Annotated in this window: 8 protein-coding genes and 1 pseudogene; 5 read left to right on the top strand and 4 right to left on the bottom strand. The window is 74.3% G+C overall.

Translation table 11 applies throughout. The annotated features are described in order from the left end of the window. The first annotated feature begins 111 nt into the window (after positions 1-111). Entirely contained in the window at positions 112-408 is a 297-nt protein-coding gene (locus ETD96_RS32015; protein ID WP_205719547.1) for a hypothetical protein, read from the top strand. Here ETD96_RS32015 and ETD96_RS32010 read toward each other — a convergent pair. Beyond that, entirely contained in the window at positions 380-1,819 is a 1,440-nt protein-coding gene (locus tag ETD96_RS32010) for a PH domain-containing protein (RefSeq protein ID WP_138640223.1), read from the bottom strand. The two genes, ETD96_RS32015 and ETD96_RS32010, sit on opposite strands and share 29 nt — an antisense overlap. After that, positions 1,816-2,376, bottom strand: coding sequence for a PH domain-containing protein (locus tag ETD96_RS32005; protein ID WP_138640222.1), 561 nt, complete (start codon positions 2,374-2,376; stop codon positions 1,816-1,818). Before ETD96_RS32005 ends, ETD96_RS32010 begins: the two co-directional genes overlap by 4 nt. A 269-nt stretch (positions 2,377-2,645) precedes the next feature. On the opposite strand from ETD96_RS32005, the gene ETD96_RS32000 reads away from it, so the two are divergent. Both ETD96_RS32000 and ETD96_RS31995 read left to right on the top strand, forming a co-directional pair. Next, on the top strand, positions 2,646-3,638 hold the full coding sequence (locus ETD96_RS32000) for an ATP-binding cassette domain-containing protein (protein ID WP_138640221.1): 993 nt from the start codon (positions 2,646-2,648) through the stop codon (positions 3,636-3,638). Beyond that, positions 3,635-4,444: an ABC transporter permease gene (locus tag ETD96_RS31995; protein ID WP_138640220.1), complete on the top strand. Its 810-nt coding sequence runs from the start codon at positions 3,635-3,637 to the stop codon at positions 4,442-4,444. Before ETD96_RS32000 ends, ETD96_RS31995 begins: the two co-directional genes overlap by 4 nt. Here the strand turns inward: ETD96_RS31995 and ETD96_RS31990 are convergent. Together ETD96_RS31990 and ETD96_RS31985 are read right to left on the bottom strand one after the other, a co-directional pair. Then, positions 4,428-7,679 carry an ATP-binding protein gene (locus ETD96_RS31990; protein WP_138640219.1) on the bottom strand — a complete coding sequence of 1,084 codons (3,252 nt, stop codon included), beginning with the start codon at positions 7,677-7,679 and terminating at the stop codon, positions 4,428-4,430. The genes ETD96_RS31995 and ETD96_RS31990 overlap by 17 nt on opposite strands. 73 nt (positions 7,680-7,752) lie before the next feature. Beyond that, the gene (locus ETD96_RS31985) at positions 7,753-9,165 is read right to left on the bottom strand and encodes an NAD(P)/FAD-dependent oxidoreductase (protein ID WP_138640218.1); all 1,413 of its coding nucleotides are present in this window, start codon (positions 9,163-9,165) and stop codon (positions 7,753-7,755) included. Between the two features lie 392 nt (positions 9,166-9,557). On the opposite strand from ETD96_RS31985, the gene ETD96_RS31980 reads away from it, so the two are divergent. Together ETD96_RS31980 and ETD96_RS31975 are read left to right on the top strand one after the other, a co-directional pair. Further along, the gene (locus ETD96_RS31980; protein ID WP_240808373.1) at positions 9,558-10,142 is read left to right on the top strand and encodes a YbhB/YbcL family Raf kinase inhibitor-like protein; all 585 of its coding nucleotides are present in this window, start codon (positions 9,558-9,560) and stop codon (positions 10,140-10,142) included. 268 nt (positions 10,143-10,410) lie between these two features. Then, positions 10,411-11,158 (top strand): annotated as a pseudogene (locus ETD96_RS31975) (hypothetical protein); the annotation flags it as partial.

The following is an 11,158-nucleotide window of genomic DNA, read 5'->3' as shown; positions in this document are numbered from 1 at the left end:
CTTCATGGATTTGTTAACATTAATATACTCCTTAAGCCTTTCTTTTTTTTTTCAAGCAGAAGACGTCATACGAGGTGTCTTAGGGTCTCGTGGGCTCGGAGATGTGTATAAGTGACAGCCGTGAAGGAGGCCCCCGAGCCGGAGGCGGCGGCGCCCGCGCCCGCCGAGCCCGCGCAGCCGAAGAAGCCCCCGGCGCCGCGGCAGCCGCCGCGGGCGCCGGCGAAGAAGAAGCCGGCGACGCGGCCCACCATGCCCGCCGCCCAGGACAAGCCCGCCACCGGCTCGCCCGCCGCGGCGAGCGACGGCGCGGCGGCCCAGCGGCCGGCGCGGCGGCGCAAGGCCAAGGGCAAGCGCGCGTCCGTCCCGTCCTGGGACGAGATCATGTTCGGGGCGCGGCGCCCCGAGTAGCCGGCGCGGCGGCGGGCGGCGCGGCCAGGAACGGGGTGACCCAGTCCGGGGTGATCGCGGCGGCCAGGGCCACGGCGTCCGCCTCCCGCATGTCGGTCGAGGAGTAGCCGCCCTCGCCCGCGCCGACGGCGGCGAAGAGCGTGGCGAGGCCGAGGCGCCGCTGGAACAGCGTGCGGCGGACGCGCCACCCGATGACGGCGCCGTGCTCCACGACGACCTGGCGGCGCCGCAGCGAGCCCGACCGGACGGTGAGGCGCTCGCCGTCGGTGGCGTGGCCGAGCTGGCGGTAGCGGTCCAGGCCGAGGGGCACCGCGAGGACGGTCAGCACCGCGCACAGGTAGACGACCCACGGCTGCCCGGCCAGCACGGCGAGGACCGCGAACGCGGCCGGCGGCGCGGCGGCGCGGACGACGCGGCGGCTCCGGGCGGCCGGCGGGTGGGCGGTCAGCGGCCCCGGGACGGCGCCGACGACGCGGGCGGCGAGCGACTCGGCGACCGCGCGGGGCGCCGCGGGCAGCAGCCGCCCCCGGTGCGCGGCGTCGCCGAGGCCGGTGATCAGGGCGCCGAGCCGGGTCACCCCCGCGAGCCGCTCGAACGGGTTGTCGGTCAGCTCGACGCCGCGCAGCCGGCGGCGTTCGAGGGAGACGCTGCGGCGGGTCGCCAGGCCGCGCTCGGCCACGATGGAGCCGTCCCGCTCGTGGACGGTGAAGTCCCAGTTGAAGAGGGTGAACGCGAGCACCGACATGACCGGCATGGCGACCAGCGCGAGGATGACCAGCGCGAGCACGAGGGCGGTGGGCAGGCCGACCACGTCGTGGCCGACGCTCTCCACCCGCTCCCGGGTGATGAGGCCGAGGTCGTCCCCGAGGTTGTAGAGGGTGCCGAGGAGGCTGCCCGCCACCGCGAACGGGGTCAGCAGGTAGGCGCCGCTGAGCGGGGCGTACACGTACCAGCGGCGCCGCATCCGGGCCAGGACGCGGCGCGGCGGCGCCTCGGCGTCCCGGGCCAGCAGGACGCGGCGGAGCCGTTCCGCCTCGTGGCGGGAGACCGCGTTGAGCTCGCCCTCGCCGCCGTCCGCGCCGGCGTCGATGTTGACGATCGCCAGGCCGAGCAGCCGGTGCGGCAGGTTCGCGCTGATGTCGACGCCGCGGATGCGGTCGCGCGGGATGCTCTTGACCGACCGCCCGATGAGCGCGCGGCGCAGTTCGATCCGGTCGTCGTGCAGGACGTAGGTGAACGTCACCCAGTCGGCGACGTGGAAGACCAGGCCGAGCAGCAGCCCGACCAGCGTGAAGTAGAACGCCGTGGACAGGCCGCCGACGAGCAGGCCGGTCGCGCCGGCGGCGAGCAGCGCGAGGAGTTCGCGGACGGCTCCGACGACGAACGTGAGCGGATGCAGCCGGAGGCTCACGTCGCGTCGTCGCGGAGGTCGTGCGCGCGGTGCGCGAGGTCCTCGGCGAGGCGGGTCGCCACCGCCACCGGCAGCCCGGACACCTCGGACGAACCGGTGTGCGAGGCCGTGTTGACCTCGATGGTGGCGAGCCCCAGCAGCCGTTCGAGCCAGCCCTGCTTGCTGTCGACGGTCTGGATGCGCCCGACCGGCACCAGCAGCCATTCGCGGCTGAACCAGCCCGTGCGGGTGTAGACGACGTCGGCGCTGACCTCCCAGCGGTGCACCCGGTAGCGCCACACGGGCGCGACGGTCACCATCAGCAGCCCGGCGGCGCCGATGATGTAGGGCAGCCAGCCGACGCGGCCGGACAGCCAGCCGGGCATCCCGTCCCAGTCGGCGTCGCCGGCCCAGGCCGCCACGCCGAGGGCGAGGCCGAACGCCAGCCCCCACAGCAGCAGGGACTCGATGGCCCAGTGCGCGATGGCGCGGGGCGAGACCCGGTGCTCGGGCGGCCGCAAGCGCGGCGGGTGCGGGCCCCCGCCGTCCGTGTCGTGACCGCGCCGGACCGTCGTCACACCGCCGAGTTTAGAACGCCGGAGGCGTCCTCCAGCCGGTTCGGCGGCGGCGAACCGCCGGACGCGGCGCGGATGCGGCGGCACGATCGGGCCGGTTCCGGCGTTCTGTCAGTGGCGCATGCGATGTTGTGGACGCGTCTCGCGCAGCCGGCGGAGCCGTGCCGTGGGCGGCGGAAAACCGAATGCACATCCACCCGGACAACGCATAGTTTGGCTGGCTTCGCGGTCGGCGGGCATAGACGTCCGGCAGACGAGTTCCAGGAGATCACATGACCTACGCGATCCAGGCAGAGGGCCTGGAGAAGCGGTTCGGCGAGACCCGGGCGCTGGACGGCGTCTCGCTCACCGCGGAAGCGGGCACGGTCCTCGGGGTGCTGGGGCCGAACGGCGCCGGCAAGACGACGATGACCCGCATCCTCGCCACGCTCATCGAGCCGACCGGCGGCACCGCCCAGGTCGGCGGGTTCGACGTGCTGCGCGACGCGCACAAGGTGCGGCAGCTCATCGGCCTGACCGGCCAGTACGCCGGGGTCGACGAGATGCTCACCGGCACCGAGAACCTGATCCTGATCGGGCGGCTGCTCGGCATCCCGCGCAAGGCCGCCCGCGCGCGGGCCGCCGAGCTGCTGGAGCGGTTCCAGCTCACCGAGGCCGCCGAGCGCGCGGCGAAGACCTACTCGGGCGGGATGCGGCGCCGCCTCGACCTGGCGGCCAGCCTCGTCGGCGACCCGCAGATCCTGTTCCTGGACGAGCCGACCACGGGCCTCGACCCGCGCAGCCGCAACGGCCTGTGGGACATCGTGCGCGGCCTCACCGACGACGGCGTCACCGTGCTGCTGACCACCCAGTACCTGGAGGAGGCCGACCAGCTGGCCGACGACATCATCGTCATCGACCGCGGCCAGGTCATCGCGCACGGCACGTCCGACATGCTGAAGGCGCAGGTCGGCGGCCAGGTCCTGGAGGTGCGCCCGGTCAAGGAGAGCGACGGCGGCACCGTCGCGGCGATCGTCGGGGAGCTGGCCGAGGCCGCGCCCGAGGTGCGCGACGGCCTGATCAGCGCGCCGATCACCGACCCGCAGCTCATGCCCGCGGTGGTGCGCCGCCTCGACGACGCCGGCGTCGCCGTCGGCGAGCTGTCGCTGCGCAAGTCCAGCCTGGACGAGGTGTTCTTCGCCCTCACCGGCCACCACACCGACGACATCGACGCCGAGGCCGACCGGCTCGCGCAGTCGGCCGACAAGGAGAGTGCGTCCGCATGACCACCGCGTCCCTCGCGCCGCGGGACCTGTCCAGGCGGGTCGCGCCCGGTACGGCCCTGCGCAACATCGCCACCCTGGCCTGGCGCAACCTGGTCCAGATCAAGCACAACCCGATGGAGCTGCTGGACCTGTCCATCCAGCCCATCATGTTCGTGCTGCTGTTCGCCTACGTGTTCGGCCCGGCGATGGCCGGCAGCGTCGAGGCGTACCTCCCGGTCGTGATCCCCGGCATCATCGCGCAGAACGCGCTGTTCGCCGGGATGAGCACCGGGTTCGGGCTGAACACCGACATCACCAAGGGGGTGTTCGACCGGTTCCGGAGCCTGCCGATCGCGCGCAGCGCCCCGCTGGTCGGGCGGATCATCGCCGACACCGTCAAGCAGGCGTGGTCGATGCTGATCCTGCTGCTGGTCGGCTTCGCCATCGGCTTCCGGATCGAGACGAACGTGATCGCGCTGCTCGCCGCGTTCCTGCTGCTGCTGGCCTTCGCTGTGCTGTTCTCCTGGACGTCGGTCTACATCGCGATGAAGGTGAACGAGCCGGAGAAGGTGCAGATCTTCGGGTTCGTCGTGATCTTCCCGCTGAGCTTCCTCAGCACGGCGTTCATCCCGAACACCGAGGGCATCCCCGGCCCGGTGGCCTTCGTCATGGACAACAGCCCGGTGACGCAGCTCGTGCAGGCCATGCGCGGGCTGCTGGTCGGCGGTCCCGTCCTCGACCACGCCCTGATCGCCCTGGCCTGGGGCGCCGCCATCTCCCTGGTGTTCGCGCCGCTGTCGCTCCGCGCGTTCAAGAACCGGGCATGATCGGTCCGGGGCGCCCCGCCGCGGGCGCCCCGGAATCCGGCGGCCGCGCGTCGGGCCGCTCCAGGGCGAAGTCGCGGAGGACGTCCTCGAAGGTGCGGGGCCGGCCGCGGTCGTAGGCGGCGGTGAACGCCGCCGCGCCGAGGTCGGCGCGGGTGGCCGCCTCGATGCCGAGGACGTCCGCGAGGGAGAGGTCCCGCGTCCCGCGCAGCGCGTCGGCGGTGCCGAGCAGCTCGGCGGCGCGGGCGGGGTCGCCCAGGAGGCGGGCGCGTTCGGCCTGCCCGGCCAGGACGTGCGACACGATCGGGTAGTCCTGCGCCTCGACGGCGCGGCGCAGCGCTTCGTCCAGGCGTGCGGTGCCCTCCTCCATGGAGCCGAGGGCCATGTCGAGCTGGGCGCGCGCGAGGAGGACCATGGCGCGGAAGTGCGGCGCTCCTGAGAGGTTCTCGGTGAGCGCGTCGGCATGCTCCAGGCGGCGCCCGGCCTCGGCCGTGTCGCCGGAGCGGCGGGCGATCTCCCCGAGCCGGTAGTGGAGCGCGGCCGACTCCTCCAGCCCGCGGACGGCGCCCGGGTCCCGCATCGCGGCGTGGAGCAGGGCCACGGCCCGGTCCCGCTCCCCCATCAGGTCGAGCTCGTTCGCCAGCTTGATGCGGACGTGCTGCAGCCCGGCGGTGCCGCCGCCCAGCTCCGCGTCCAGCCGCAGCGCCTCCTCGTACAGCGCGGCGGCGCCGGAGTGGTCGCCGCCGCGGCCGAGGATCTCCGCCTGCGCCGTGAGCGTGAACGACAGGCCCCAGCGGTCGCCGCACTCGCGGAACGCGGCGAGCGCCCGCGCGAAGTCGTCGTCGATCCCGCCGACCCGGCCGAAGTTGTGCGCGATCTGGCCGCGGACGAAGTAGCCGATACCCCGCACCCACGGGTCGGGGTCGGTCAGCAGCACGTCGTTGCCCGGGGCGGCGGCGTCGTCCCAGCCGACCACGTACATGTGGGCCGTCTCCAGCATCAGCCGCAGCACGGGGTGCAGCGACGCGCGGTCGAGGCCGTCGCAGATGCGGCGGGCGCGGTCGAGCCACTCCGGGACGCGGTCGCCGCCCTCCTCGTCCAGCGACGCCAGGGCGGCGAGCGCGAGCGCACGCGCGGTGGTCCGGTCCTCTGGGACGCCCGGCAGGGCGAGGATCTCCTCCAGGTCGGCGGCGGCGTCGCCGAGCCGGCCGTGCAGGAACCAGTACCAGCCGAGCGCCGCGCACAGCCGCATGGCGAGCGGCGCGTCCCCGGCGGAGATCGCCCAGCGCAGCGCGGCGGAGGTATTGCCGGACTCCGCGGTGAGCCGCCGCAGCCACGGCAGCTGGCCGGCGCCGTACAGGTGCGGCTCGGCCTCCTCGGCAAGGCCGGTGAAGTACTGGGCGTGCGCGCGCCTGACCGCCGCCTCCTCGCCGGCCTCGGCGAGGCGTTCGAGGCCGTAGGCGCGGATCGTCTCCAGCATCCGGTACCGGGGCTCGGGCCCGGAGACGGCGAGCAGCGACTTGTCGACCAGCGCCGTGAGGACGTCGAGGACGTCGCCGCGGTCCAGGCCGGGCCCCGCGCACACCGCCTCCGCGCTCGGCACGGTCGCGCCGCCGGGGAAGACGGCGAGGCGGCGCCACAGCGTCCGCTCGGGCCCGTCCAGCAGGTCCCAGCTCCACTCGACGACGCCGCGCAGCGTGCGGTGCCGCGGCATGGCGGTGCGGCTGCCCGCGGCGAGCAGCCGGAACCGGTCGTCCAGCCGGTCGGCGACCTGCTCGGGCGTCATCGCGCGCAGCCGCGCGGCGGCCAGCTCGATCGCCAGCGGCATCCCGTCCAGGGCCCGGCAGATCCGCACGACCGGCCCGGCGGTGGCGGCGGTGACCGCGAAGCCGGGCGCGACGGCCGCGGCGCGGTCGGCGAACAGCCGGACGGCCGCGGACGCGGCGGCCTCCCCGGGGCCCGCGTCCGGCGGCGGCGGTTCCAGCGGCTCGACCGGCCAGAGCGTCTCGCCGGTGATGCCGAGCGGCTCCCGGCTCGTGGCGAGGATCCGGACGCCGGGGCAGTGCTCCAGGACGGTCCCGGCGAGCCGCGCGGCGGCGTCCAGGACGTGCTCGCAGTTGTCCAGGACCAGCAGGACCCGCCGCTCCGCCAGCGCGGCGACGAGCCGGCCGACCGGGTCCGGGGCGGGCGCGGGCGCGCCGATCGGCGCCATCTCGCGGAGCCCGAGCGCGGTGGCGGCGGCGGCCGGGACCTCGGCCGGGTCGGTCACCGGGGCCAGCGCGACGAGCCGGACGCCGTCGGGCGCGCGGTCCGCGGCCCGCTCGGCGGCCTCCAGCGCGAGCCGGGTCTTGCCGGACCCGCCGGGCCCGGTCAGCGTGACGAGCCGCGCCCGCGCGAGCAGGCCGTCCACGCGTCCGAGGTCGGCGGCGCGGCCGATGAAACTCGTCAGCCGGGCGGGCAGCGCGCCTTCGCGCGGCGCGGGCGCCGGTGCCGGGGCGGCATCCGGAAGCAGGGACGGGTCCTGCCGGAGCACCGCCAGGTGGACGGCCTCCAGTTCGGGGGACGGGTCGACGCCGAGGCCCTCCCCCAGGGCGCGCCTGGCCTCCTCGTAGCGGGCCAGCGCGTCGGCCTGGCGCCCGGCGGCGTAGAGGGCGCGCATCAGGAGGGCGGTCACCGGCTCGCGGAGCGGGTCGTCCGCCGCGAGGGCCTGGAGTTCGGGGATCGCCTCGGCGTGGCGGCCGAGCGCGAGGTCGGCGTCCAGCCGCTCCTCCAGCGCGGCGCGGCGCAGGGCGTCCAGGCGGGCCGCGGGCGCGTCCGCGACCCGGAGCCCGGCGGCGCCCGCGAGCGCCGGGCCCCGCCACAGCGCCAGCGCGGTGCGGAGCCCGGCCGAGCGGTCGGCCGGGTCGGCGGCGCGGCGGGCGGCGCGCACCCGCGCCTCGAACTCGTGCGCGTCGACGGCCTCGGGCGGCACGGCGAGCCGGTAGGCGCCGGGCGGCGACTCGACCGCGTCCCGCCCGATCGCGGCCCGCAGCCGCGACACCAGGGACTGCAGCGCGTTCGGCGCGCCGGCCGGCACCGCGTCCTCCCAGAGGGCGTCGATGATCCGCTCGGTGGGGACGGCCGCGCCGGGCTCCGCCGCGAGCAGCGTCAGCAGCGCGCGCAGCCGGGCGCCTCCGACCGGCACGGGCGCACCGCCGTCCGCGTGCACCTGCAGCGGCCCAAGGATCCCGATTCGCACCCGGCGATTCTCCCGCAGGACGGCGAACGCCCCGGCCGGTCGCGGGGACCGCCGGGGCGTTCGGGCGCGCGGCTCAGGCCGCGGACTCGGCGGCCTCGTTGTCGGCCGCCTCCTCCTTGGAGTGCTGGCCGGCCTTGGCCTTCGCCCGGGCCTCGTCGAGGGCCGCGAGCTCGAAGTCGGCGCGCGGCTGCTCGATGGTGGCGAGGGAGACGGTCTCGCGCTTGAGGAACAGCGCGAGCGTCCAGTCCGCGATGACGCGGATCTTGCGGTTGAAGGTCGGCACCATCGCGCCGTGGTAGCTGCGGTGGAAGAACCACGCCGGCCAGCCCTTGAGCTTGAAGCCCATCGGGTTGGCGACGCCCTTGTGGAGGCCGAGGCCCGCGACGGCGCCGAGGTTGCCGTGCACGTAGGGCTTCAGGGTCTTGCCGCGCAGCGACCGGACGATGTTGTCGCCGAGCAGCTTGGCCTGCCGGACGGCGTGCTGCGCGTTCGGCGGGCAGTACATGCCCTCCTGCGTCAGGTCCGGGATGGCGGCGTTGTCGCCGGCGGTGAACGCCCGCACCAGGCCCTCGATGGTGAGGTACTCGGTGCCCTTGACGCGGCCCCGCTCGTCCAGCGGCAGGTCGCCGTGCCGGACGACCGGCGACGGCTTGACGCCCGCGTTCCACACCAGCGTCCCGGCCGGGAAGCTGCTGCCGTCCGACAGCTCGATCTGCCCGTCGACCGCGGACTGCAGGAAGGTGTTCATCTTCACCGCGATGCCGCGGCCGCGCAGCTGCTCGGCGGTCCACTTGCCCATGTCGGGGCCGACCTCGGGCAGGATGCGGTCGGTCGCCTCGACGAGCATGAACCGCAGGTCCTGCGGGGTGACCTTGCGCATGTACTTGGTCGCGTCGCGGGTCATGTCCTCCAGCTCGGCGACGGCCTCGACGCCGGCGAACCCGCCGCCGACGAACACGAAGGTCAGCGCCTTGCGGCGCAGCTCGACGTCGTCGGTCGACTCGGCGATCTCCAGCTGCTCCAGCACGTGGTTGCGCAGGTGGATGGCCTCGCCGACGGTCTTGAGGCTGATGCCGTGCTCGGCGAGCCCGGGGATGGGCAGCAGCCGCGGCACGGCGCCGGCGGCCATGACCAGGTAGTCGTAGGAGATCCGCTCCGGCGGTCCGGCCAGCGGCTGGACGATCGCCCAGCCCTCGTCGTGGTTCAACTCGGTGACGCGCGCCTTGCGGACGGTGCACTTGGGCAGCACCCGGCGCAGCGGGACGACGACGTGCCGCGGGGAGATGTTCCCGGCGGCGGCCTCGGGCAGGAACGGCTGGTACGTCATGTACGAGTTGGGGTCAACGACGGTGACCTTGACCTCGCCGCGTCTCAGCTCTCGCTTCAGCTTCTTCTGCAGACGCAGCGCGGTGTACATGCCCACATAGCCGCCACCCACGATGAGGATGTGGGGAGCGCCAGAGGTCTCCTCGGCGGTCCTGGCCATTGCGGCCCTCCTATGATCACGGTCGGCTTGTGAAGACATTCACAAGCTAGCCGATGGAACGTGCCTTGCACCAATCCAGAACCAGGAAAGAACCCGAGAACTTCCCGTTCCGGTAAAGCAGGGGGCTAACTCGCGTGTGAAACCCGCCACTCCTTCGCAAATAATCGGATGGAGCGGGACAGAACACGCATGATCGACGTCACCCGGCCACCGGCCGGACGACGCGGCGCACGGCGCGCCGAACCGCCCGTCCCACCCCGGCGGAAGCCCTAAGGTTGGGGCGGACGAGGAAGGGGGCGCCGGCGGCGGGAACGCGCACGGCCGAGATGCGGGACCGACACGACGGCGGCCCCGGCGGTGCGCGGCGTACGATCTCGCGCGGGAGCGTATCGATGATGAGCAGACACCGGCGTCCGACGGCGGCCGCGGCGGGCGCCCTCGCCCTCGCCGCGGCCCTGAGCGGCTGCGGCCTGATCGGCCAGCCGCAGAACCAGAGCGCCGAACTGTCGGAGTGGTTCACCGTGACCAGCCCGGCCTTCCACGATGGCGGCGACTTGCCCCCGCGGTACGGCTGCAAGACGTACCCTGGCGGACAGGGCAAGACCCCGCCGCTCCGGTGGTCGGGCCCGCCCGGAACCAAGTCGTTCGCGATCGTGGCGGACGACCCGGACGCCTCCGGCGGCGCCTACGTCCACTGGGTCATCGCGGGCATCGACGGGACGGTGAACGAGATCGTCGAGGGCGCCCAGCTGGACAGGACCGTCGAAGGGCTGACCACGGACAAGAAGGCGGGCTACGCGCCACCGTGCCCGCCCAAGGGAGAAGAGCATCGGTACCGGTTCACCATCTACGCGCTGGACGATCCGGCACCGTTCCAGAACGGCGCCGCACTGAAGGACTCGCTCCCCGCCATCGCCGAGCACACCATCGGCCGCGGGCGGATCATCGGGAACTTCGGCGGCGAGCAGGCGCGTTGACCGTGGAGCCTGCGAGCACCGGGTCAACGCGGACCCCTCGGGGGGCTGGAGCCGACAGGGGTGCGCGGATCGGCGGAGTTGGCCGATCGGCGCACGCCGTGTGAGGGTAAATGTGCGCGAAGGGTGTGACAACGGTCATAGCGGTCGGACAGAATCGTGCTGAGCCGCATCGGCGGCCGCCCGTGACGATCCGGACGCTTGCGACAATCGGGACGGACCCGCGGTCCGCGCCGGCGACTCCCGCTGGGCCAAGGCATTGGGTGGTGGCATGACTTCTTACATCGTGGTCTTCGGCCTCATTGTGGTCGTCGTCCTGGTGGTCGTCCTCGTGGCCTTGGGCCTGCGGGCCAGCAGGGCCGGACGCGACGACGACGACTGGATGGACGACGAGCCGCAGCCGCGCGGCCGCCGCGGAGTCCCGCCGCACGAGCAGCAGGGCGGCCAGGACGACTACGGCCCCGGCTACAACGACGGCTACGACGAGGGCTACGACGGCGGGTACGACCGCGCGCCCGAGCCCGGTCCGGACCGCCGCGTCGCCGGCGGGCCGCTCGCCGCGCCCACCGGCGGCCAGGCCCCGCCTCCGCCCGCTCCGAGCGCCCAGGCGTCGGACGAGATGGAGGACGACGACTACTGGGCGACGATCACGTTCGACAAGCCCAAGTTCCCCTGGCAGCACGACAACGAGGACGGCCGCGCGGGGGTCGACCCCGCCGCCGACCCGCTGAACGCGCAGGCTCCCGCCGAGCAGGCCCCGATGGAGCAGCCGTCCTACGACCAGCCGGGAATGCCCCAGCCGAGCCTGACCCAGCCCGTCTCCATGAGCGCCGACGGCCCGATGCTCGGCGGCATGGGCGGCGGCATGACCAACGGCATGGGCGGCAACGGCATGGGCGCCGGCCAGGGCGGCGGAACCGGCCCCCAGCAGATGCCCGCTCCCGGCGGCTACCAGGGCGCCTCCCCGTTCACCGGACAGGACCCGGGCTCCACCTCGCTCGACCCGATCCCCGCGGGCC

This window comes from Actinomadura geliboluensis, assembly GCF_005889745.1.
GTDB lineage: Bacteria > Actinomycetota > Actinomycetes > Streptosporangiales > Streptosporangiaceae > Spirillospora > Spirillospora geliboluensis.
This window is presented reverse-complemented; position numbering and strand designations above follow the sequence as displayed.

What these genes read in the sequence shown, in the direction of transcription:
- ETD96_RS31980 (WP_240808373.1), top strand. Translation starts at nt 9,558, where the DNA reads ATGATGAGCAGACACCGGCGTCCGACGGCGGCCGCGGCGGGCGCCCTC.
- ETD96_RS31985 (WP_138640218.1), bottom strand. Translation starts at nt 9,165, where the DNA reads ATGGCCAGGACCGCCGAGGAGACCTCTGGCGCTCCCCACATCCTCATC.
- ETD96_RS32000 (WP_138640221.1), top strand. Translation starts at nt 2,646, where the DNA reads ATGACCTACGCGATCCAGGCAGAGGGCCTGGAGAAGCGGTTCGGCGAG.
- ETD96_RS31995 (WP_138640220.1), top strand. Translation starts at nt 3,635, where the DNA reads ATGACCACCGCGTCCCTCGCGCCGCGGGACCTGTCCAGGCGGGTCGCG.